This window comes from Pseudomonas sp. IT-P100, assembly GCF_949767185.1.
In the GTDB taxonomy this organism is placed as follows: Bacteria; Pseudomonadota; Gammaproteobacteria; order Pseudomonadales; family Pseudomonadaceae; genus Aquipseudomonas; species Aquipseudomonas fluorescens_B.
In genome coordinates this window covers 72,483-95,866 of sequence record NZ_CATKQK010000015.1, presented here as the reverse complement: position 1 = coordinate 95,866, position 23,384 = coordinate 72,483, and the positions used below count along the sequence as shown (strand labels likewise).

Sequence of the window (23,384 nt, the reverse complement as noted above, 5' to 3'; positions counted from 1 at the left end):
GGCCATCCAACTAACACTTCCTGCGTAAAGACTGCGCTTCGCGGCAAGATCCCGCTCGCCACGACGTTTTCCAGGGTGGTCGCCGGATCGGCGACAAAGAACGTTAGTACCAGCCCCCGCTGGGCACGAGTGCAGCAGACGTAAAGCAGTCGCAGCGTTCGGCTCCAAGTGTTTTCATCACCGCCCAGTGCTTGTGCACGATCTGCAGCGCGGGCCTCAGCACTCGCGAAGACTCGCTCGTAGTTGTACGTTCGGTAGTCACTTTCTTCCTCGTCCATCACCACCATGACGCGTTCAAACTGCGCTCCCTTCACACCGTGCTGTGTAGCATACGGGGAGCCTTCTGAGACATAGCGCTCATAGGGCCAAAGCTCTTGTGCAGAGCACTTGAAGAACTTGGCCATTGCCGCGTCCGAGGATAGTCCTTCGGCCGGAACTGCATCAGCAGCCTCGGGCTCCTGAGCAGCGTCAGCAACATCCCTGACAAATCCAAGAACACGCGCATAGCGATCGTCGAACTCGAAAAGACCCGTGTCACAGAGATGGAGTGCTATGTCACCAATGGTGGTTCCTGCCTCGTCCAGCATGGCGACAAGTCTCGACATAGCAGCGTGCAGTTCTCGCAATACAGCCGCGGCACGTCGTCCGGTAAGAGCCCCTGGCGCCAGACGCGGGCTGAACTTCCGGAGCAGGTTCATCGCCGCGAACTCGTTGCCGGCCTTCACGGCGGCAACGATCGGTAGCGCAAAACTTAGGAAGGGTCGAACAGGCCAGCCGGTGCCATCCTGCATCCCCTGCTTCATACCCTCCGATGTCTTATCGTTCAGCGCCGAGTAGATGCCACCGAAGCCGAGCCGGTTTGCGGCCATGCGGTGCACGATGACAAGAATCTTGAGCGCGATGTCTGGGGTCGTCCAACCCTCGTCGTTGTTCGTCGCCGCACTCCACGCCTGGACTCTTGCCAGGGCCTCAATTCGGTTCAGCGTGTTCGGCAGGACGAACATCCGGGCCGAGCCCTCCACCGGCTTGAGATCTCCATCAACCCTTTCGTGCAGCCCGCGGACTTGCTCCATGCCGTCGCCCTGCGCGCGCACGGCGTTGGCGACGTCAAGGATTTGCTTGGCACAGCGAAAATTCTCTGGTTTCGTGATGGCCCGCCAATGGTCCTCAAGCGGGATGTCTCCCGCCCCTCTCATGAAGATCGCCTGCATCGGGTCGCCAAAAAAACCGAGACAGAACTTGCGCCGCATCTGGGCTTCCACTTCCTTGAAGGACTTCACCACGCTCGGGAACGTGTCCTGACTCTCGTCGATGAACACAAACGGGAAGTTCAGCGCTACGACCCGTCGGAACAGCGGGCGATTTTGCAGCAGGAAGTCGGCGATCTGAAGGATGTCCTCGTGGCCGAGGATGCCCTTCGCGTAGTCACTGCCCACGCCGTAGTTGAAAGTCTTGACCCCATCAATAGCCTCCAGGTTACGGACATAACGCTCCTGGTCAGACTTGTTCCTGTCGCGTGTGGTCTGCCGAACACGCGAGCTGTAGTTCTTGAACTCTTCTTCCAGCTCGGAGATCCGCCTGCGGATGTCGTTCTCTAGCCAAACCTTAATGTCCGCCTGAAACGTCTTGGTAATAGACCAGTAGAAGCTGTGGATGGTCGAGACATGAACCAGCGGGTCGTCGTTAACATCCGCCAAGATTTCTTTGGCGGCGAGGTCGGTATATGTGATGCAGGCGACCTTCTGCTTTTTCGCCCGCATGCTGGCACCGTGCTCTGAGATCACCCAGTCCAGCGCCTTGATAAGGGAGGTGGTCTTGCCGGAGCCTGCGCCGGCGCGGACCACGAACGGCTGCGGAGGGGTCGCGGCAATACAAGCTTGGATCTCGCGGTCAGCGTCGGTGTCTGGACTATCAATTCGCCTGCTCATGTCGTCTGCCCCGCGTCTGCAATCACGGCGACAACACCGGCTGCAGTCGGCTCAATTGTCGCGACCTCGGTGGCAATAGCCGCGTCCGCCTCAATCTCGTGGGCCACTTTGGCTTCGAGCCAGGCTAAGCCCTCGGCGATGTACGTGGGGACCTTCCAGCAGTTGAGCGGCCCGCTTGCGAGGACCTCCAGCGCAAAGCGAGTCTTGTCGAAGTTCTTGCCGATCACCCTGGCGTGCAACTTCTCAGCCAGTTCCTCAGGGCTGTTTGGTGCGCGCTTCAACTTGAGTCCGACCGCTCGGTTAGCCTCAGCCTGACACCAGTCGGAGTTTTCAAGACCGAAGGCCTCCTCAAGCGTACGGCCACAGAGCTGCGAGGTCGTGGCACCCACCGTCACCAAAACCTTGGTTTGATAGGCCACCCGAACCTCAGCGCTGGCCCCCTCGGCAAGCGCCAGCGTCTTTTGCTCCGCCGTGACTTCCCAGAGTTCGGCTACCGACCGCTTCTTAGGGATCCAGCTGATAAGGGTTTGGTTAGACGTGACGGCCCCCTCCACGTGAGCATGGCAGGTGCTGCCACGCTTTTTGGACTTTTTTTTGCCGCCCGGTGCTGCTTCGTCGTCGTCTTCGAGCTCGAAAGGCTTCAGGTCGTCGTCCTCGTTATCTCCGTCGACGGTGCCGCCAGATCCTGCATCTTGCTCGGCGGCATCCTCGGCATCCGTCTTGACTGTTACGCTGTCCAGATCCGTGATAACCAGCGTAGTGAGTCCAAGGAAGGCGATCAATTCCTGGAACCGATGCGCGAACGCGCCACCGACTTCAAGGATGGTCAGGGCGGAGGAACGCAGGCGCTTGGCCGCCGACTCGATCATGGCTGGTAAGAGCAGGCGCTCGACATTGCCCTCCACCAAGATGATCGCATCGGAAAAGAAGAGATCGCAGTGTGTCAGTTTCAGATACCGCTGCAAGAATTCGCGCGCTGGAGCGTCGGCCGCGCCCGTCTTGAAGAGCGAAAGATTCCTTACCTCGGTATTATGGTCCAGCCTGTCGCTGACACGGCGGAAGTACCTGATGGGAGAGAACCCGCGTTCATAGAGGATGTGTGGGGAGTGCGTGGTTACAACGAGCTGCGTGTGGAAAAACGTCGCGTGATCGTTGGCATCCTCAAGGAGGCGCAAAACGTTTCTGATGAAGACCTGCTGGATCTGCGCGTGCAGATGCGCCTCAGGCTCTTCAATGAATACCAGATGCAGTGGCGCCCGTTTTTCTTCCTCGGCTTTCCACTGCTCGTGCAGGTCGAGGAGTTCAACCACCATATAGACTAAGTTCTTGAACCCCAGACCGTTATAGCTGTCGGGCAGTTGCGCGGTGACCGCACCAGGAACCACGTAGTGAACCTTGGCATCCTGCGCCAGGACGGTGGTCGGATCCAAGGCTGCCCGAATCACGATCTCGGGGTTGTTGACGCCTGGATAGCCGAGTTTGGCGAGGCGCTTGAGGGTGTCTCTGAAGACTTCCTCCAGGTGGAAGTTCAGTTCTTTCTCCGATGTATCGAGCGCTTTAAGCGCTGCATGGTCGTCGCCACGCTTCTCCAGATTGCGGTGATAGAAACGGCTCAGACGCCGTGACAAGCTCTCGGCGCGGTCGGAGCTGCCAGCATCCGGGTCATCGAGGTGCCGCTGCGCGCGCAGGAAGTCCACCCTCACCAGAGACTTGAGAATGGCCGCGCCACCCGGCTCCTTGCCTAGGGGCAGCGGCTCATAATCGGCCTCCTTTGCCTGATAGCCGACAAATGCGCGCTCATCGAGCACGTAGTAGCGGAACATATATTCCTTGTTCAGCTCCTTGGTGAGGTACTTCGTCAGACTTTCCGGCCAGGGCTTGTACTCGCCGGGATCCGCTACCACCGCAGCCGCATTTTCCGCGCCTGCCTCCGCGGCTGCACTGCGCCTAGCCACCAGTGCGGTCGCAGCGTTGTTGGCCTTTTCATGCAGTTCATGGAACTTCCGGACGAGCGCATGGGCGTCCCGAGGCTCGAATGCCACCCGGATCCCGACGCACTTGCCGTCCCACTCCGTGCTCGGAAGAAGCGACATTGCAGTGGCGAGGTCGTCTTCACCGACGCGGAACCAGAGATCCAAAAGAATGGACGGCAACTGCTTGGGCGCGTCCTCATCGCCTGGAGGCGTCCTGCCGATGGCGTCGATCTCGGCCCACAGCGCCGCGCTGAAGTCGAAGAGTTCGAACTTCTTCGCTTCGCCACGGAGCATCGAGAACAGGCCTTGTACGGCAGACGTCTTGCCGCTGTTGTTGGCGCCAACGAAGATGGAAATCTCGTCGTCAAGCTCGATGACGACGTCGCGCAGTCGGCGATAGTTCTGCAGCCGATATGCCTGTAGCTTCATGATCACCTCTTCCTAAGTGTTGCCGGGACTGCTAGGTGCTGAGCACGCAGGCCGGCTGCTTTCCTTTGAGCGCTCGCGCTTTTTCCCACTTGCTGAATCTAGCAGCATCTATGTGCGGATGCCGAGATGAGATTTATGTAGCGCACGCCATGCTGACTCGCCACGCCAAACTTCCAATCAGCACATCCACGCCGAAATAACGACGACCTTACCTATACATACATGCACCAGAGAGCTGGCTGCACGGATCGCAGTCCTTGGAATAACTGTGTCGAATGCAAGTGACTGATCCGCAGCTATGCAAGCGGGTGGTTAGTTCGAGTGCAATTTCGCACATGCACTCAACCGGTTCCCTTGAAACAAGTAAAAGTACCATCGCTTCGCATTCCCGAGGCGGCCTGGGATCATGTGGTCAACGGCAAGGCCGCATTGGACTGGGTGATGGAGGGCCAAACGATGCGTACTGACAAAGCCAGCGGAATCGTTAATGACGCCAACGATTGGGCCATGGAAACCATGGGTAGGTGCCTCCACTATCGGGCCCCCGGCATCTATTGGAGGGTAAGGTAAAGAAATCTTTCCTTTAAGCGCTGAAAATAGCCATAGAGACAACATTTCTTTACTTACGGATAAACAGTGCCTCTTGAAGGGTTGCACGGTACGAGCGCACTCGAAAAATCGAGCGACACCACCAGCTGGTTTTATGAGTCCGGTACAGCAATGACCTTTTTGAATACACATGACGCGTCAACGGAATGTGTAATCGCATTTTTTTCTTTCAGTTTATTCCTTGTTTTCTCATTAATTTATTTTTGTCCCTCTCGTAAACATCAATGCTAAATGCGATGGTCGAAACTTGATCGTCGCTGTCCGGCCTAAAAGAGCCAATCGGATGTGCCTAGGAAATAAGGGGCGTATTACCTTGTATGACCTAGGTGTACAAAAAATTCTCATTGCTCCGACCATCTACACCTCGACCAAGCTGTAGCTTCAGCCATTTCATTTGGCTCGAGCAGCTCCGTGTGGGCCACGACGCACAATCGCCTCTCTCCTCTCAAAAATCACTTTGGTGCCCCGCCTTACATAGAGCACTTTTTCCTAACTATGAATAGGCCCCAGATCAGGGCACACCGGATTCGCGGCATTACAACCCGCTAGGCAGCGTGCATGGCGGCTATGCGGCAACCTTGCTGGACTCGTGCATGGGCTGCGCCATTCACACGCAGCTGAAAAAGGGCCAGGGGTATACGACGCTGGATCTGCGCATCAGCTATGTTCGTGCGTTGACTGGCGCCAGCGGGCCGGTGCGGGCCGAGGGCAAGATCGTCCATCTGGGACGTTCGACGGCGCTGGCCGAGGGGCGGATTTATGATGTGGATGGGCGGTTGTATGCGACGGGTTCGACGACTTGCATGATTCTTGAGGCGCGGGGGTAGCCTTTAAGATCAAAAGATTCATGACTTGCGGTAAACATTGCTTTGCCCCACCAGCGGTTTTTCTCAAGGATACGCACGCGGATACTCGTGCCCATTCCCACTGCAAACCCTGGAGTCATTGATGTCTATTCCCGCATTCGGTCTTGGTACGTTTCGCTTGCAAGGCCAGGTGGTCATTGATTCGGTGAGCACTGGCCTGGAACTGGGCTACCGCGCCATCGATACCGCGCAGATCTACGAGAACGAAGCCGAAGTCGGCGAGGCCATCGCGGCCAGCGGCGTCGCCCGTGAGGCGCTGTTCATCACCAGCAAGATCTGGGTGGCCAACTTCGCCAAGGAGCGCTTGATCGACAGCCTCAAGGAAAGCCTGCAAAAACTGCAAACCGACTACCTGGACCTGACCCTGATTCACTGGCCATCGCCGGAAGACCAGGTGCCGGTCGAAGAATTCATGAGTGCCCTGCTCGAAGCCAAAAAACTCGGCCTGACCCGGCAGATTGGCGTCTCCAACTTCACCGTCGACCTGATGAAACAGGCGATTGCCGCCATCGGTGCCGAGCACATCGCCACCAACCAGATTGAGCTGCACCCGTACCTGCAAAACCGCAAGGTCGTCGAGTTCGCGCAGAGCCAGGGCATCCAGATCACTTCCTACATGACCCTGGCGTACGGCGAAGTGCTGAAAGATCCGGTCATCCGGCAGATTGCCGATAGCTTGCAAGCAACGCCTGCGCAAGTGACGCTGGCCTGGGCGATGCAATCGGGTTACGCGGTAATTCCTTCGTCGACTAAACGCGCCAACCTGCAAAGCAATCTGAAAGCCTGCGACCTGACCCTGAGTGACGCCGACATGGCGCTGATCGCCGGTCTTGAGCGCGGCCACCGCCTGACCAGCCCCAAAGGCATCGCGCCGAACTGGGATTAACCCTCAACCCTGCGCCAGGCGTTGGTCCAGCCGTGTCATGGCCTGCTGCAGCAGATCAACCGCGAGGTCAATCTGCGCAGCATGGCCCTCCCTGCAGGCACGCTCCAGCGTCTCGCAACACTCGATCAGACCGACCGCTCGAATCATCAACGCCCCACCCTTGATACGGTGCGCAAGCGTACGAAGCACTTGCTGCTGGCCGCTCGCATGCGCCTCGAGCAGTTCATCCCGATCAGTGCGATTGGTCATGACCACGTCGTGCAGCAATTGCGTGATCAACTCCTGGTCGCCACCGACGTATTGCAGCAAGCCGCTCAGATCGATCTCGGCGTTTGCAGATGCTTCGGTGGTCGACTCCTGCCCGTCGATAAATTTCGAGGCCAGCCAGGCACTCAGTTCCGGCAGGCCGATCGGTTTGAACAGGCAATCGTCCATGCCCGCCTCCAGGCAACGAGCCTTCTCATCAGGCTGAGCATTGGCGGTCAACCCCAGGATCAGCGTTGGCGGCAATCCCTGTGCACGCTCTTCATCGCGTATCGCCCCCGTCAATTCATAACCGTTGCACACCGGCATGTTGCAATCGGTCACGACCACATCAAACTGAAATTCGCGCCACATCTCGAATCCTTTCCGCCCCTCCTCGGCGACCATCACGCTGTGCCCCAGATAGCCCAACTGCCGGGACATCAACAGACGGTTGGCCGGGTAATCATCAACCACCAGAATCGTCAGCGGACGCGTCTGCTCCAACCCTTCGTCTTCGGGCACAGCGCAGGAGGGCAGCGCAAGCAACGCGGGCAGTTCAAGGCAGACTTCGATCCGCGTACCCCGTCCAAGCGTGCTGTCGAGGAGCAATCGGCCGCCCATCATTTCGCACAACGTCCGGCTGATTACCAACCCCAGCCCGGAACCTTGCCGGCCTGAATGCGGATTGTTGCCGGCCTGCACGAACGAACTGAACAGTCGCTGCTGATCGAGTGCGCTGATGCCGATGCCGGTGTCTGCAATACGCAGGCTCACCGCTCGACGCCCCGCTACGCCAGGTTCGACCTGCAATGTCAGGCTCACTTCGCCTTCGCGGGTAAACTTGATCGCATTGCTCAGCAGATTGGACAGCACCTGCTTGAAACGCGTGGGATCGATCAACACATCGCAATCGCTTTGATCGCCCAGTTCGACGCGCCAATCCAGATTCTTCTGCCGTGCCAGCCCCTCGAAGACCCGGCACACCGACTCGACCAGCGAGCGCAAATTGGCCCGTTCCGGTGCAAGGGACAAATGCCCGGACTCGATACGCGCGATGTCCAGAATGTCGCCAATCAACGCCAGCAATTGTTGGCCGGCACTGGATGCCACTTCGATGGCCGGACGGTCGATAACGCCTTTATCCGCCTGCTTCAGAGCCAGTTCGAGCATGCCAAGCAACGCATTCATCGGCGTGCGGATTTCATGGCTCATGGTGGCCAGAAACGTGGTTTTCGCACGGTTGGCATCGTCCGCGGCGTCCTTGGCGTCCTGCAACTGACTGAGCAATTGCTGACGCAGTCGAATCTGCCGACGCTGCCAGGCGATCCAGACCAGCGCCAGCAACAACAAGGCGCCGGCGGCGGCAAAGGCCTGGAGAATGTCCTGACGGTGACCCAGCCAGAAACTTGGCTCGACCATCAGGTCATTTCTCCAGTTGCTCGTCATTGCATCGATTTCTTCGAGTGGAATGCTGAGCAGCGCCTTGTCCAGAATCGAATGCAGCACCACCGCCTCGCGACCGGTTGCCAGGGTGCTGCGAGCAGGGTCGGTGCCGACGGTGCTGGTCACTTGCAGCCGGTCCCGATACTGCCGTGAAATCATGACCCTGGCACCGATCAGCGAGTTGATGCCGCCATCCGCGCTGCCTTGGGCAACCATTTCCATCGCTTGCGCCGTTAATGGCGCATTGACCAGTTTGATCTGCGGAAAGTGCTGACGAATGAACTCACCGGTGCTGTTGCCCTGGGTCAGGGCCAATGTTTTACCGGCCATTTCATCCAGTGTCCGGGGACTGCCCGGCGCGATACGCGTCACCAGCACATTGGGACTGGTCAAAAACGGTCGGGTGAAACGCAATTCGGTTTCACGTTCGACGCTGGGGCTGATCCCGGCGACCAGATCGACCTTTCCGGTCCTGATCCACTCCAGCATTTGCGCCACTGACCGGGTCGGTTGAATGTCGAACTTCAAACCTGTGCGCAGGCTGATTTTCGCCAGTACATCAATGCTGATGCCCCGATACTTGCCCTCAGGGTCGATGAAGGAAATCGGCATGAGGTTTTCGTTGATCGCTACTCGGACACGCGGGTGGTCGTCGAGCCAGCGTTGTTCGATCACGCTGAAGAGCGGGGCCTGAGTGCCTGCGATGGAGGTCCCGCTGCCGCCCCATCGGCGCAGGATGTTCATCCGTTCATTGGTCGGGATAGCCGCCAGCGCCCGGTTGACGATGCGTTGCAGCTGATGATTGTCGTTGCTCATCGCGAAGGCGAAACGACCGGACTCCAGAAGCGCAAAATCGGCCAGTTGAACATTGTTGAGGTAGTTTTTGCTGATCAGGTAGTTGGCGCTGATGGCATCGCTGAGGACAGCATCCGCCTGACGGAACGCTACGGCCCCCACCGCCTCGAGCGTCGAGGGATACAGTTCGACATTCGCCTTGGGATAAAACGCCCGCACTTGCTGCTCGGGCAAATAGTGGTAGAGCATCGCCAGCCGTTTATTGGCGAGATCGGGGTCAAGCGGCGCCGTCGAATCCGTACGGGTCAGCACGACGGGTTGATCGTCCGCATAGGCAGCGGACATCCGCAACTGTGGGTCCTCGACCTCGTAACGATTGGCTGTTCCCAGCAAATCAGCCTTGCCTTCCTTGATCGCCCGCACCGCCTCGTCTCGCGATGCATAGCGACGAACATCGATTTCCACCTGCAATAACTGCTTGAGCAACCCGGCATAGTCAGCCGTCAATCCTTCGTAATCGGTGCCGGTGGTGGTGATGTCGAAGGGTGGATAATCCGGCGCCGAGATGGCCAGCACCAACCGGCCCTTTTGCCGCAGCAACCGCGAATCGGCATCCGCCAGTTTGACGTCGTAGCCGTCGACAGTGGAGCGTCCCAGCAATTTCAGGGTTTGCGGTTGTGCGTCGACGCGGGATATCCATAGACAGCCCAGCAGCGCGAGGAATAGCAGGCAACGCAAACGCCGGAAAGTCTTCATTCAGATCAATTCATGGCGTCTGGCGAAATGACTCAGGTGTACATTGGATTCAACGTTGAGTTTTTCTTTCAGTCGGGTCTTGTAGGTGCTGGTGGTCTTGGGACTCAGGTTCATGAGTTCAGCGATTTCCTTGTTGCCCAATCCCTTGGCCAGGTACACCAGGATTGTCAGTTCGCGGTCGGAAAGCCTGTGGATCATCTCCTTCTCGTTGCATTGCAGCGTGCTCAGCGCCACCGAACTCGACGGCAGCTTGGCGAAATAGGTGTAACCGGCCATCACTGCATGCACTGCCTCGTGCAGATGCTGCAAATCGTTGGACTTGGAAACGTACGCCACGGCACCGGCACGCATGCAACGGTCCTGATAAAACCGAGGGTCCTGGCCGGTGAAAACCAGTACTCGGCATCGCTCATCACTGGCCTGGATGCGGGCCAGTACTTCCAGCCCGCCGAGACGGGGCATCATCAGATCCAGCACCACCAGATCAGGTTGATGCTCACGAATCGCCGAAAAGACCTCGTTGCCGCTGGATACCTCGTGAATCGGATGAAACCCTTCCTGTTTAAGCAGTATTTTGACGGCTGCGCGAACCACCGGATGGTCGTCCGCAACCACCGCTGATCTCGCTGGCTTCATGGCAACTCCTGTGCAAAGGCACGACAATTGAGCAATCAATACCCATGGGCCAGGCCCGGGCAGTACGTAGGGCTGCGCGAAGACTCTTGCATGGAAATCCGCGCCAGACTACCTGACAGAAATGACAGTGCCGACGAACGGTAATCGTGGATCAACTGTTGCCATCAACCGCTGAATGCATGCCAGATCAGGCAGCGCGGCGAGGCTCACCTGTACCTTCTGCTGCACGCACGCAGGGATCGACGGCAACTTCACCTGCTCGCCGTCATAGATCAATGCGTGGCGAACCTGTGGGTTATCGAGGACAAAACCAGGCAGGTCGAACGCTTCACCCGCCAGCGAGGCATTGATGACCACCAGATCAAAAGGCTCGCTCCCGTATTCGACCAGCGTCAGCAATTCCGCCAGGTCTCGCACCGGCGCCACGCGGTAGTAATCGAGCCGGTTGAACAGGCGCTCGATTCTCATCCGCTGGAAATGCTGCTCGTCGGCAATCAGGATACGTAACGCTTTGTTAGGCAACCGGGGCCCCCAGGAGGGTTTCAGATTCGTGAGGCCGCAAGGCTACGGAAGAGCCAAGGAGTTTTCTGTAGGACTATTCCTAAATAACGGGCGCCACATCCGGTAGTGGGAAATAAAGTCGGGCTTCAGAACGCCTATTGACGATCGGCGGCAGTAAAATGTTGGCCAGGTTGATGTTGTTGAGTGCTTGGATCAGAAAATCCTTGAGTCACATGGCCCCCCCTGTGGCGAGGGAGCTTGCTCCCGCTCGACTGCGCAGCAGTCGTAAAACAGGTTGCTGCGATCTTTCAGCGCTGCCGGTTTTTTTGGGGCCGCTTCGCAGCCCAGCGGGAGCAAGCTCCCTCGCCACAAGGTTTTGTCGTGTTTACTGCCAGCCAAACCGGCGGATATAGAACCCCTTCACCGCCTGGGTCAGCGCCATGTATGCCAGCAGGATCACCGGCAGGAACACAAAGTACAGCGACGGCAGCGCCTGCAATTTGAAGTAGTGCGCCAAAGGCCCCATCGGCAGGAAAATCCCCACGGCCATGATGATCCCGGTCATCACCATCAGCGGCATGGCCGCGCGGCTTTGCAGGAACGGGATCTTCGGCGTGCGGATCATGTGCACGATCAGCGTCTGCGTCAGCAACCCGACCACGAACCAGCCGGACTGGAACAGGGTTTGATGGTCCGGGGTATTGGCGTCGAACACGTACCACATCAAGGCAAACGTGGTGATGTCGAAGATCGAACTGATCGGCCCGAAGAACAACATGAAACACCCGACATCCGCCGGTTGCCAGCGCTGGGGTTGCTTGAGCATTTCTTCATCGACGTTATCGAACGGGATGGCGATCTGCGAAATGTCGTAGAGCAGGTTTTGCACCAGCAGGTGCATCGGCAGCATCGGCAGGAACGGGATGAACGCGCTGGCCACCAGCACCGAGAACACGTTGCCGAAATTCGAGCTCGCCGTCATTTTGATGTACTTGAGCATGTTGGCGAAGGTACGGCGCCCTTCCAGCACGCCCTCCTCCAGCACCATCAGGCTTTTCTCCAGCAGGATGATGTCGGCCGCTTCCTTGGCGATGTCCACGGCGCTGTCCACCGATATACCGATGTCGGCGGTGCGCAAGGCCGGCGCATCATTGATGCCGTCGCCCATGAACCCGACCACATGGCCGTTGCCTTTGAGCAGACGGACGATGCGTTCCTTGTGCGTTGGCGTCAGTTTGGCGAAGACGTTGGTGGTCTCCACCGCCACGGCCAGTTCGGCGTCCGTCATGCGCTCGATGTCGTTGCCCATCAGCAGGCCTTGCTGTTCCAGGCCGACTTCGCGGCAGATCTTCGCGGTGACCAGTTCGTTGTCGCCAGTCAGCACTTTCACCGCCACGCCATGCGCCGCCAATGCTTTCAGGGCCGGCGCGGTGCTTTCCTTCGGTGGGTCGAGAAACGCCACGTAGCCGATCAGCGTCAGGGCCTGCTCATCCGCCAGGCTGTAGGTGTCGCGCCCCTCGATCATTGGCCGCGCGGCGACCGCCACCACCCGCAGTCCTTCGGCGTTGAATGCAGCGGTGACCTGACGAATCCGCGCCAACAGGTCATCGGTCAGCGCTTCATCGACCTCGCCGTGCCGCACTCGGGTGCACACCGCCAGCACCTCTTCCACCGCCCCTTTGCAGATCAGCAGGTGCGAGTGATCGCGCTCGGCGACCACCACCGACATGCGCCGGCGGGTGAAGTCGAACGGGATCTCGTCGACCTTGCGAAACGCCGTCCCGACTTTCAGTTCACGGTGGACCTCGACGTGTTCGAGCACCGCCACGTCCAGCAGGTTTTTCAGGCCGGTCTGGTAGTAGCTGTTGAGGTAGGCCATTTCCAGCACGTCATCGGAATCGTTACCCCAGACATCGACGTTGCGCGCCAGAAAAATTTTGTCCTGGGTCAGGGTGCCGGTTTTGTCAGTGCACAACACATCCATGGCGCCGAAGTTCTGGATCGCGTCGAGGCGTTTGACGATGACTTTTTTGCGCGACAGGAATACCGCGCCTTTGGCCAGGGTCGAGGTGACAATCATCGGCAGCATTTCCGGGGTCAGGCCCACGGCAATCGACAGCGCGAACAGCAGCGCTTCGGTCCAGTCGCCCTTGGTGAAACCGTTGATGAACAACACCAGCGGCGCCATGACGAACATGAAGCGGATCAGCAGCCAGCTGACTTTGTTGACCCCGGTCTGGAACGACGTCGGCACGCGGTTGGTGGCACCGACCCGCTGGGCCAGTGCACCGAAATAGGTGCTGTTGCCGGTGGTCAGAATCACCGCCATCGCGGTGCCGGACACCACGTTAGTGCCCATGAACAGGATGTTGTCGAGGTCCAGCGGATTGCTCGTGTCGCTGTCCTGCTGGCGTGGGAATTTTTCCACCGGCATCGATTCGCCGGTCATGGCCGCCTGGCTGACGAACAGGTCCTTGGCGTTGAGCACGCGGCAATCGGCGGGAATCATGTCGCCGGCCGAGAGTACAACCAGATCCCCCGGCACCAGCAGTTTGATCGGCACTTCGGTGCGCAATGCATCCCGACGCATCACCGTGGCCGTGTTGCTGACCATCGCCTTGAGTGCGTCGGCCGCCTGGTTGGATTTGGTTTCCTGCCAGAAGCGCAGCAAGGTCGAGAGCACCACCATCGAGAAAATCACGACGGCGGCTTTCATGTCCTCGGTCAGCCAGGAGATGACCGCGAGCAATGTCAGCAGCAGGTTGAACGGGTTTTTGTAGCAGTGCCACAGGTGAACCCACCACGGCAGCGGTTGTTCGTGCTCGACTTCGTTGAGGCCGAATTGCACGCGCAGTGCATCGGCCTCGGCTTCGCTCAGGCCGTCGCTGTGGCTGTTGAGGTTGTCCAGCAGTTGCCCGGTGTCGCTGTTGGCGGCGCTCACCAGGGTTTGCGCCAGGGTCGGAGGCATCTCGCGGCTGACCGTGGTGTCGGTGAAGTTTTCCAGCAGCGCCAGGCGACGGAAGTGTCGGGCGATGTGGCGGGTGCGCAGGAATCCGGCGAAGAATTCCTTGAGCAGGGTCAGGTTCATGGCAGTTCCCCCAGGGTCAGCCGGGAAACCTTCCAGCAGGCGTGTCGGTGCGCCGCGATGACGACAACAAGTCGAACATCACGCACGGTTCAGCGTCGATGAGAGGACGTCGGGACACGGACCAGGACTGGCCGCGATCGGGATGCCGCTGCTCGCTTTGTCGGCGAGACAACGGCACAAAAAGTGGCGCGTTATCTTGCCGAGGATCTGCCGGTTATTGGAACCGGCCGACTACTGTCACTCGAACAAGTACCCACTGTGGGTCTCCGTTATTGATGAAAACGCGCGAAGCTTACGCCCCGTTTTTTGGAGAGTAAACGAAGGATTGGCCAGTCGTGGGGGGAATTGCGGGGTTCTTCAGGGAGGGTTCAGGATTCAAGATATGTGATGCCCTTGAGGACGCCATCGCGAGCAGGCTCGCTCCCACAGTGGATCTTCAGTGAACACAAAATTTGTGTAAAACAGAGATCAAATGTGGGAGCGAGCCTGCTCGCGATGGCGTCCTCAAAAGCGCCGAAAATCTTAGCTGGCAGTCGCCAATAACAAATCCATCACCGACCGGCCCTGCCCACGGCTCTTGCCATGTTCATACAACGACCCGGCAATCTCATCCGCCCGGATCGGCAGGATCGACAGCAAGGTGTCGCTCAACCCGTGGCTCGCCTGACAGAAGCCCTGCATGTAGATACCGGCCTTGCAGCGCTCGTCGGTGATCAGTTTGTAGTTGCGATCCACTTCGAAATCCCCCAGGTATTCTTCCAGCGGCGCCAGCAGTTTGCGGTGCATCTGACGCTCATACCCGGTGGCCAGAACCACAGCGTCGTAATGACGGACCGTGACTTCGCCGGTCGCGTTGTTACGCACGGCCAGTTCAATGCCGCGCTCGGTGGCGGTGGCTTTTTCGATAGTGGTCAGGGTGCGGAAGGCATGACGGGCAATGCCCGAGACTTTCTGGCGATAGAAGATGCCGTAGATGCGTTCGATCAGGTCGATGTCCACCACCGAATAGTTGGTGTTGTGGTACTCGTTGACCAGCCGCTCACGCTCGCTGCTCGCCTGCTGGAACACCAGGTCGGTGAACTCCGGCGAGAACACTTCGTTGACGAACGGGCTGTCGTCCGCCGGCTTCAGCGCCGAGCCGCGCAGGATCATGTCCACCTGCACCGACGGGAAGCTGTCGTTCAGATCGATGAAGGCTTCCGCCGCGCTCTGCCCGCCGCCGATGATCGCGATGCTCATCGGCTGATTGTTCACGCACGGTTGCCTGGCCATCTGCGCCAGGTACTGCGAGTGATGGAACACCCGACCGTCATCCTTCAACGCCTTGAACGCTTCGGGAATACGCGGTGTGCCACCGGCGCTCACCACCACCGAACGGGTGGTGCGCACGTGTTGCTGACCCTGGGTATCGCGGGAGATCACCCGCAACGCTTCGACCTGCTGGTTGTGCAACACCGGCTCGATGGTCAGCACTTCTTCGCCGTAGCGGCTCTGTTCGGCAAATTGCCCGGCGACCCAGCACAGGTAGTCGTTGTACTCCATGCGGCACGGATAGAAGGTGCCTAGGTTGATGAAGTCCACCAGACGACCGTGGTGCTTGAGGTAGTTGACGAAGGAATAGGGGCTGGTCGGGTTGCGCAGGGTCACCAGGTCCTTGAGGAAGGAAATCTGCAACTCGCTCTGGGTCACCAGGGTATTGCCGTGCCAGCGATAGTCCGCCTGTTTGTCGAGAAACAGAACATCCAGCTCGCCCTGACTCGGCCCGCGCTCTTGCAGAGCGATGGCCAGCGCCAGGTTCGAAGGGCCGAAACCGACGCCGATCAGGTCGTGAACGATGGGCGATGCAATTGCCTGTGTCATTTCCAGTGTCCTCTGGATGAACCCCTCAACACGGGGAGGAAGCCTAAGTGACCTGGCTATCCTTGGGAGCACAGCAGGTCGTCTGTTGAGTAGGAACGAGGACAATGAAATAAAATTTAACAACAAACGCTCAGTGGGCATCCCATTGCCGCATCCGCACCCGGCAATGCTTCATTGCATTGACGATGTGCTTTTCCACCAACGCGCGGGAAATGCCGAGGTGTTCGGCGATTTCCGGGTGCGACAAGCCATCGATCTTGCGCAGCAGGAAACTCTCGCGGCACAGCCGTGGCAATTCCGCCAACGCACGCTGGAGCATCTCCAGGCGCTGGCCATGATCAAGGCAGTTGTGGGGGGACGGGGTGAAGTAGCGCTCTTCATTGTCGAGCACCTCCAGCGACTCGACCTGACGCAAGGCATTGCGCCGATGGTCGTCGATCACCAGATTGAGCGCGGTGCGATACAGGAATGCCCGGGGCTGCTCGATCGGCGTGTCGCTGGAACGTTCCAGAACCCGCACATAAGCGTCATGCACCACATCTTCGGCCACCTGACGGTTGCCCAGCTTGGCGTTCAGGAAGCACACCAGCTCGCGATAGTAGTTTTCCAACCATGACTCCCGGCCGCATGGGTGCGGTTTCTATCCTTGAGCCACCGCATCGACCGCCGAAAATGGGCAGTGGCACGATAGTGGCAATTCGAGTGTGTAATTTATAGTAATTCTCATATAGATTTAAAGTATTGCTTCAGCTTGCCCGACAAATAGTCTTGGTCTTGTGGGAGAGAGCCTGTGTGGCGAGGGGATTTATCCCCGTTGGGCTGCGGAGCGGCCCCGGCATTTCAAAGTTAAAATGCATTTACGACTGCTTCGTAGCCGAACGGGGATAAATCCCCTCGCCACATGCCCTCAATGTGTTTGTGTCGGCTTGTGTCGAGGCCTAAATTCCCCGCCCCTTTTCTCGTTTAACGGACAGCTCCCCGTCTCTGTCGGCCTCCCGACAGCGTTCACCTGTTGCCACATTTCGTGCGCAGGCTGAGCGAAGGGCCTATTTCCATTGCCGGAACCCTGCATGAAACGTCCCCGACAGACCCGACGCGCCCTGCTTGTAGCACTTTGTCTGATCCCCGTTATCGCCGTGGCTGCCTGGCAGGTCATCCCGCCCGGTCGAGACAAATTCGCCACGGTGCAAGTCAGCCGCGGCGACATCGAAAGCAGTGTCACGGCCCTCGGCACCCTGCAACCTCGACGCTACGTCGACGTCGGTGCACAGGCGTCCGGGCAGATCCAGAAAATCCACGTGGAAGTCGGTGACGTGATCAAGGAAGGCCAGCTGCTGGTGGAAATCGACCCGTCCACGCAGCAGGCCAAACTCGACGCCGGGCGTTTCTCGATTGAAAACCTCAAGGCGCAACTCGAGGAACAACGGGCGCAACACGCACTGGCCCGGCAAAAATTCCAGCGCCAGCAGAACCTCAAGGCCGGCGGTGCCACCCGCGAAGAAGACGTGCAAACCGCCCAGGCTGAACTGCGCGCCACCCAGGCACGCATCGACATGTTCCAGGCGCAGATTCGCCAGGCCCAGGCCAGCTTGCGCAGTGATCAGGCCGAACTCGGCTACACGCGCATTTACGCACCGATGTCCGGCACCGTGGTCGCACTCGATGCCCGGGTCGGCCAGACCCTGAATGCGCAACAGCAAACACCGTTGATTCTGCGCATCGCCAGGTTGTCGCCGATGACGGTCTGGGCTGAGGTCTCGGAAGCCGACATCGGTCACGTCAAACCCGGCATGTCCGCCTGGTTCACCACCCTCAGCGGCGGCAAGCGTCGCTGGAGCAGCACCGTGCGGCAGATTCTGCCGGTGCCGCCCAAGCCTCTGGACCAGACCAGCCAGGGCGGCGGCAGCCCGGCCAGTTCGAGCAAAAGCGGCAGCGCCCGCGTGGTGCTGTACACCGTACTGCTCGATGTCGACAACGCCGATAACGCGCTGATGGCGGAAATGACCACCCAGGTATTCTTCGTTTCCAACCAGGCGAAAGACGTGCTCACCGCCCCCATCGCCGCGCTGCAAGGCGGCACGCAACCGGACCTCCAGACCGCCCGGGTCGTCGCCAAGAACGGCCGCATCGAGCAACGTGACGTGCGCACCGGCATCAGCGATCGCCTGCGGGTGCAGATCCTCGACGGCTTGCAGGAAGGCGATCACCTGTTGATCGGTCCGGCCGACGGGAGTGGCGGCTGAATGCTGACGCCCCTGATCGACCTGCAGGACATCCGCAAATCCTACGGCGGCGGCGATTCACCGCAGGTTCACGTGTTGCGCGGCATCGACCTGTCGATCCATGCCGGTGAATTCGTCGCGATTGTCGGCGCGTCCGGCTCCGGCAAGTCGACGCTGATGAACATCCTCGGCTGCCTCGACCGCCCGACTTCGGGCGAATACCGCTTCGCCGGGGAAAACGTCGCCGCACTCGACAGCGACGAACTGGCCTGGCTGCGTCGCGAAGCCTTTGGCTTTGTGTTCCAGGGCTATCACCTGATCCCGTCCGGCTCGGCCCAGGAAAACGTCGAGATGCCAGCGATCTACGCAGGCACCCCGGCCGCCGAACGCCATGCCCGCGCCGCCGCCCTGCTCGACCGCCTCGGCCTCGCCTCGCGTACCGGCAACCGCCCGCATCAACTCTCCGGCGGCCAACAGCAACGCGTCTCCATCGCCCGCGCCTTGATGAACGGCGGGCACATCATCCTCGCCGACGAACCCACCGGCGCCCTCGACAGCCACAGCGGCGCCGAGGTCATGACGCTGCTTGATGAACTGGCGAGCCAGGGCCACGTGGTCATCCTCATCACCCACGACCGCGAAGTCGCGGCCCGGGCCAAACGCATCATCGAAATCCGCGACGGGCTGATCATCAGCGACAGCGCGCACGACAACCCCGACGTACAAACCTCCGCCAACCCCGGCGCCCTGCAAGCGGTCGATCTGCGCAAGCGCCTGAGCGAAGGCGCTGAAGCCACCGGTGCCTGGAAAGGCGAATTGGTGGACGCGGTGCACGCCGCGTGGCGGGTGATGTGGATCAACAGGTTTCGCACCGCCCTGACGCTGCTCGGGATCATCATCGGCGTCGCGTCGGTGGTGGTGATGCTGGCCGTCGGTGAAGGCAGCAAGCGTCAGGTGATGGCGCAAATGGGCGCGTTCGGCTCGAACATCATTTACCTCAGCGGCTCGGCCCCGAACCCGCGAACGCCGCCGGGCATCATCACCCTCGATGACGTCGCGGCGGTGGGCAGCCTGCCGCAGGTGACGCGCATCATGCCGGTCAACGGCGAGGAAGCCGGGGTGCGTTTCGGCAACCTCGATCACTTGAGCTACGTTGGCGGCAACGACACCCACTTTCCGGCGATCTTCAACTGGCCCGTGGTGGAAGGCAGTTATTTCACCCAGGAAGATGAACGCAACGCAGCGGCTGTCGCGGTGATCGGCCACAAGGTGCGGACCAAATTGCTCAAGGACGTGGCCAACCCGATCGGCCAATACATCCTGATCGAAAACGTGCCGTTCCAGGTGGTCGGCGTGCTTGCGGAAAAAGGCGCCAGCTCCGGCGACACCGACAGCGACGACCGCATCGCCATCCCGTATTCCGCCGCCAGCGTCCGGTTGTTCGGCACTCACAATCCGGAATACGTGGCCATCGCGGCAGCTGATGCACGCAAGGTCAACGAAACAGAAATGGCCATCGAGCAGCTGATGTTGCGTCTGCACGACGGCAAAAAGGATTTCGAGCTGACCAACAACGCGGCGATGATCCAGGCCGAAGCACGTACACAAAATACCCTGTCGCTGATGCTCGGTTCGATCGCCGCGATTTCGCTGTTGGTGGGCGGGATTGGCGTGATGAACATCATGCTCATGACCGTGCGCGAACGTACCCGCGAGATCGGCATCCGCATGGCCACCGGCGCCCGGCAACGCGACATCCTGCGGCAGTTCCTCACCGAAGCGGTGATGCTCTCGGTGGTTGGCGGCCTCGCCGGGATTGCCCTGGCGCTGATCGTCGGCGGTGTGCTGATCCTCAGCGAAGTCGCGGTCGCGTTCTCCTTGATAGCGGTACTCGGTGCCTTCGGCTGCGCCCTGGTCACCGGTGTTGTCTTCGGCTTCATGCCGGCCCGCAAAGCTGCCCGGCTCGACCCGGTCACGGCCCTTACCAGTGAATGATCGATCTATGAAAGCGCCACTCAGCCTGTTGACCCTCTGCGTGTTGCTCAGCGCGTGCGCCAGCCCGGACCCGCGTCAGGACAGTGGCCTGCAGGCGCCGCCCGCCTGGCAGTCGGCGCACCGTGAAAACGCTGTGTTGAGCAACGCCCGGTGGTGGACGTACTTTGGCAGCCCGCAGCTCGATCAACTGATCGAACAGGCCCGCGTCGGCAGCTATGACCTGGCGGCGGCACTGGCGCGGGTTCGTCAGGCCCGGGCGACGACAGTGATTGCGGGCGGCTCGCTGCTGCCGGAAGTGAAGTCAGCGATGAACGCCAATCGCCAGAAGCTGATGCGCGGCAACGGCTATAGCCAACTGGATGCCGACGACAGCAACAAGGCGGTGGATTACTTCGACGCCAGCCTCAGCGCCAGTTATGAAATCGATTTCTGGGGCGGCCAGCGCGCCTCCCGCGACAGTGCGCAATTCGGCCTGCGGGCCAGTGAGTTCGATCGCGACACGGTGGAATTGACGCTGCTCAGCGCGGTCGCCAGCACCTATGCGCAAGCCCTGTCGCTGCAAGAGCAGCACCGTATCGCGCAGCTCAATCTGGCGAATGCGCAAAAGGTGTTGAGCCTGGTACAAACCCGCTTCGACTCAGGCTCGGCCACCGCCCTGGAGCTGGCCCAGCAAAAGAGCCTGGTGGCCGCGCAACAACGGCAGTTGCCGCTGGTGCAGCAACAAGCCGACGAAGCGCGGATCACCCTCGCTGCCCTCCTCGGCCGTCCGGCTCAGGAGTTGAAGCTCGACGATCAGCGCTTCGAACAGCTCAGTTGGCCGGCCATCGGCGCGGGCGTGCCCAGCGACTTGCTCAATCGGCGCCCGGACATTGCCCGTGCCGAGGCGCAGTTGGCGGCGGCCCGGGCCGACGTGACCGTGGCCCGGGCAAAAATGCTGCCCACGGTGACATTGAGCGCCCAGATCGGCTCTGGCGCCGACACCTTCAACGATGTGCTGCGCAGCCCGTTCTACAACCTCACCGCCGGATTGGTCGCGCCGATTTTCAACAATGGCCGCCTCGGCGCCGAACGCGACAAAGCCACGGCGCGCCAGGAAGAACTGCTGGAAACCTACCGTGGCGCGATCATCAACGGCTTTGCCGACGTGGAAAAAGCCCTGACCGGTATCCGCGGACTGGATGCCCAGCGCCAATGGCAAAGTGAAGAGTTGAGCCAGGCACAAAGGGCGTTCGACATTGCGCAAAGCCGCTATCAGGCCGGGGCCGAGGATTTGCTGACGGTGCTGGAGACGCAGCGCACGTTGTATGCGGCGCAGGATTTGAATGTGCAACTGCGGTTGTCGAGGTTGCAGGCGAGTATTGCGTTGTACAAGGCGCTTGGGGGTGGGTGGCAGGTTTTGTGAATTGCAGCGCCTGCTCGCGATTGAACGATAACGCGGTATCTCTGGCTTAACTGGTCATCGGCTTGGCCTTCAGGTTTCGCGCATACCACGGCCGTTGCGGCACCTTTCTAAACAGATCCTCCAGCTTCTTCTCGTCTTCGCCAAAGGTAATCCGCAGCGCCAGCTTCATGGTTTCCGGGTCCATTTCCACCGACTTGCCCACCTTCAACCCCGGCGTGGTGTTGCAACCGTGGGTGCTCGGGCCAAGCCACGGATCGTCGATTTCGACCCAGCGACCGGGGGCGAACCACGCCACGCCATTGACCTCCAGCCGACTGACCTCCCCCGGATGAAAGCGCTCATGCGCCCGGAACCAGTCCTCGAGACGGTCGTCGATCCAGCCGTGGAAATGCCAGAACACCGGGTTCACATGGGATGAAAACGGGTCGCCAAGAAAATCGTTTTCCGCCGCGAACCAGCGGGCGGAAAAGTCTGCGGTGTCCCGCGCGAACGGCACAGGTTGGCCGTTGGACGGGTCGCGAGGCACCGATGCCCAGCGCATGTGCAACCAGTCATGCAGGCCCAGTTCGACCTCGGAACCGAACTGCCCCAAGGTCAGTTTCGACAAGTAACGCGGGTCACGGTAGCGCGATTCCCAGACCTGAAAATTGCTGTGATAGGTCTCGGCCGTCTTGAGATCGGCGACCCACTGCGAGTATTCATCATCGTCGGCGGCGCGCCAGGCCGGTGGCAGCGCGGTGCCGTCGTGGTTGTCGAAGTAACGGGCAAAACCCTGGCGATCACGCACCAACTCCGGTTGCGGCAACGGAAACTGCTGCCAGGATGGCAGGTCCTGCAAGGAGCGCGCGGTGCCGAGCATATGCCGGTGCATGAAGAAAAAGTCGATGCCCGAGCCATTGCGGTCCTTGCGCGGCCCCCGCGCATCGCGCTCCTTGTCCCGCCGCCCCGGCTGCCAGCCGATACCACGCAAGGCGTTGCGTTTGTCCTCGGGCAAGGTGTGCCATTTGTCTCGCGAAGCGTGCCAGAGCTGGTGAAACAAGCGGTGCTCGGGCGAAATCAGCCACGCCAGCAACGCCGGACCCAGGCCTGTGCGTTCGCGCGCCTCAGGGAACACTTGTTTGACCGCGACGAAGCGATTGTCCTGAGCGGTCAAGGCCAGCGGACGATCCAGACGCAGCACACGCCCACTCAATGTGCCGCTGCCGGCATTGCCGAACGCGGCCCAGACTTCGTCCAGCGTGAAGGTGAATTCATAGTCCGGCGTCCCCGTCGGGGATCGGCTATCGATCAGGCGCCAGCTCAACTCGGTGGTGTTCGGGCCGGCCAGATCGCCGAGGACGCGATAGCGCGGTGTCGGTTCGCCGCGCAGCGCATCAAAGGTATCGAGAAAGCCATTGAGCCCACGGCCCTTGTGGCCGATATCGAGCAACACCTGCAGCCCCTCGCGAGGCAACCCATCGAGGCCGGCGTCACGGCCTTCGAAACGAATGTTCCAGACACCCTGCAGCGAGTTGGCCAACCGCTGCCCGGCCACATCCGCGACGTCGAATGACGCTTCGCCGGGGGTAATCGTCGGGTCCGGTTTTGTCAGTTCGCGATGCCCGTAATACGCCGCAGGCATGGCGGCGCCGGTCAGTGCCAGACCCGCCAGGAACCATCGTCGAGAAATCGTCATTGCCCTACCTGTGTCAGCCATGGAGCAGGCTTTATCCAAGCTAGAACGTTTGTTGCCCCGACAAATTTAGAAGC

General features: G+C 60.0%; 13 protein-coding genes and 2 pseudogenes. 6 read left to right on the top strand and 9 right to left on the bottom strand.

Going from position 1 to position 23,384, the window contains the following annotated elements; genetic code table 11:
* Both ACM6IQ_RS14900 and ACM6IQ_RS14895 read right to left on the bottom strand, forming a co-directional pair.
* Positions 1-1,928: UvrD-helicase domain-containing protein (locus ACM6IQ_RS14900; protein WP_414879186.1), on the bottom strand; the 1,928-nt coding region annotated here is incomplete at its 3' end.
* Positions 1,925-4,330, bottom strand: a complete 2,406-nt coding sequence (locus ACM6IQ_RS14895) for an AAA family ATPase (protein WP_414879185.1) — start codon at positions 4,328-4,330, stop codon at positions 1,925-1,927. The genes ACM6IQ_RS14895 and ACM6IQ_RS14900, both read right to left, overlap by 4 nt.
* Positions 4,331-4,714: 384 nt before the next feature.
* Here ACM6IQ_RS14895 and ACM6IQ_RS14890 point away from each other — a divergent pair.
* The 3 genes and pseudogenes from ACM6IQ_RS14890 to dkgB form a co-directional block, all read left to right on the top strand.
* Positions 4,715-4,852 (top strand): annotated as a pseudogene (locus tag ACM6IQ_RS14890) (type ISP restriction/modification enzyme); the annotation flags it as partial.
* 599 nt (positions 4,853-5,451) lie between these two features.
* Positions 5,452-5,766, top strand: a pseudogene (locus tag ACM6IQ_RS14885) (PaaI family thioesterase); the annotation flags it as partial.
* A 121-nt stretch (positions 5,767-5,887) separates the two neighbouring features.
* Positions 5,888-6,691, top strand: a complete 804-nt coding sequence (dkgB, locus tag ACM6IQ_RS14880) for a 2,5-didehydrogluconate reductase DkgB (protein WP_017337616.1) — start codon at positions 5,888-5,890, stop codon at positions 6,689-6,691.
* A 3-nt stretch (positions 6,692-6,694) separates the two neighbouring features.
* Here dkgB and ACM6IQ_RS14875 read toward each other — a convergent pair whose 3' ends face one another.
* The 6 genes from ACM6IQ_RS14875 to ACM6IQ_RS14850 form a co-directional block, all read right to left on the bottom strand.
* Positions 6,695-9,931, bottom strand: coding sequence for a transporter substrate-binding domain-containing protein (locus ACM6IQ_RS14875; protein WP_414879184.1), 3,237 nt, complete (start codon positions 9,929-9,931; stop codon positions 6,695-6,697).
* Positions 9,932-10,567 (bottom strand): response regulator transcription factor, encoded by a 636-nt coding sequence (locus ACM6IQ_RS14870; RefSeq protein ID WP_017337614.1) that lies wholly within the window; start codon positions 10,565-10,567, stop codon positions 9,932-9,934.
* Between the two features lie 108 nt (positions 10,568-10,675).
* The gene (locus tag ACM6IQ_RS14865) at positions 10,676-11,089 is read right to left on the bottom strand and encodes a chemotaxis protein CheY (RefSeq protein ID WP_017337613.1); all 414 of its coding nucleotides are present in this window, start codon (positions 11,087-11,089) and stop codon (positions 10,676-10,678) included.
* Positions 11,090-11,453: 364 nt separating this feature from the next.
* Positions 11,454-14,156 (bottom strand): magnesium-translocating P-type ATPase, encoded by a 2,703-nt coding sequence (gene mgtA, locus ACM6IQ_RS14860; RefSeq protein WP_414879183.1) that lies wholly within the window; start codon positions 14,154-14,156, stop codon positions 11,454-11,456.
* 522 nt (positions 14,157-14,678) lie between these two features.
* Complete coding sequence (locus ACM6IQ_RS14855) at positions 14,679-16,016, bottom strand: lysine N(6)-hydroxylase/L-ornithine N(5)-oxygenase family protein (RefSeq protein WP_017337610.1); 1,338 nt, start codon at positions 16,014-16,016, stop codon at positions 14,679-14,681.
* A gap of 130 nt (positions 16,017-16,146) precedes the next feature.
* Complete coding sequence (locus tag ACM6IQ_RS14850) at positions 16,147-16,626, bottom strand: sigma-70 family RNA polymerase sigma factor (protein WP_017337609.1); 480 nt, start codon at positions 16,624-16,626, stop codon at positions 16,147-16,149.
* A 460-nt stretch (positions 16,627-17,086) separates the two neighbouring features.
* Between ACM6IQ_RS14850 and ACM6IQ_RS14845 the strand changes: the two genes are divergently transcribed.
* The 3 genes from ACM6IQ_RS14845 to ACM6IQ_RS14835 are packed head-to-tail and all read left to right on the top strand — an operon-like array spanning position 17,087 to position 21,635.
* Positions 17,087-18,259 carry an efflux RND transporter periplasmic adaptor subunit gene (locus ACM6IQ_RS14845; RefSeq protein ID WP_414879182.1) on the top strand — a complete coding sequence of 391 codons (1,173 nt, stop codon included), beginning with the start codon at positions 17,087-17,089 and terminating at the stop codon, positions 18,257-18,259.
* Positions 18,260-20,233: a MacB family efflux pump subunit gene (locus ACM6IQ_RS14840; RefSeq protein WP_414879181.1), complete on the top strand. Its 1,974-nt coding sequence runs from the start codon at positions 18,260-18,262 to the stop codon at positions 20,231-20,233.
* 7 nt (positions 20,234-20,240) lie between these two features.
* Entirely contained in the window at positions 20,241-21,635 is a 1,395-nt protein-coding gene (locus ACM6IQ_RS14835; RefSeq protein ID WP_414879180.1) for an efflux transporter outer membrane subunit, read from the top strand.
* A gap of 46 nt (positions 21,636-21,681) precedes the next feature.
* On the opposite strand, the gene ACM6IQ_RS14830 is transcribed toward ACM6IQ_RS14835, so the two are convergent.
* Positions 21,682-23,310: a PvdJ/PvdD/PvdP-like protein gene (locus ACM6IQ_RS14830; RefSeq protein ID WP_414879179.1), complete on the bottom strand. Its 1,629-nt coding sequence runs from the start codon at positions 23,308-23,310 to the stop codon at positions 21,682-21,684.
* Positions 23,311-23,384 lie beyond the last annotated feature (74 nt).

What these genes read in the sequence shown, in the direction of transcription:
- ACM6IQ_RS14835 (WP_414879180.1), top strand. Translation starts at nt 20,241, where the DNA reads ATGAAAGCGCCACTCAGCCTGTTGACCCTCTGCGTGTTGCTCAGCGCG.
- ACM6IQ_RS14875 (WP_414879184.1), bottom strand. Translation starts at nt 9,931, where the DNA reads ATGAAGACTTTCCGGCGTTTGCGTTGCCTGCTATTCCTCGCGCTGCTG.
- mgtA (WP_414879183.1), bottom strand. Translation starts at nt 14,156, where the DNA reads ATGAACCTGACCCTGCTCAAGGAATTCTTCGCCGGATTCCTGCGCACC.
- ACM6IQ_RS14855 (WP_017337610.1), bottom strand. Translation starts at nt 16,016, where the DNA reads ATGACACAGGCAATTGCATCGCCCATCGTTCACGACCTGATCGGCGTC.
- ACM6IQ_RS14830 (WP_414879179.1), bottom strand. Translation starts at nt 23,310, where the DNA reads ATGACGATTTCTCGACGATGGTTCCTGGCGGGTCTGGCACTGACCGGC.
- ACM6IQ_RS14895 (WP_414879185.1), bottom strand. Translation starts at nt 4,330, where the DNA reads ATGAAGCTACAGGCATATCGGCTGCAGAACTATCGCCGACTGCGCGAC.
- dkgB (WP_017337616.1), top strand. Translation starts at nt 5,888, where the DNA reads ATGTCTATTCCCGCATTCGGTCTTGGTACGTTTCGCTTGCAAGGCCAG.
- ACM6IQ_RS14840 (WP_414879181.1), top strand. Translation starts at nt 18,260, where the DNA reads ATGCTGACGCCCCTGATCGACCTGCAGGACATCCGCAAATCCTACGGC.
- ACM6IQ_RS14845 (WP_414879182.1), top strand. Translation starts at nt 17,087, where the DNA reads ATGAAACGTCCCCGACAGACCCGACGCGCCCTGCTTGTAGCACTTTGT.
- ACM6IQ_RS14870 (WP_017337614.1), bottom strand. Translation starts at nt 10,567, where the DNA reads ATGAAGCCAGCGAGATCAGCGGTGGTTGCGGACGACCATCCGGTGGTT.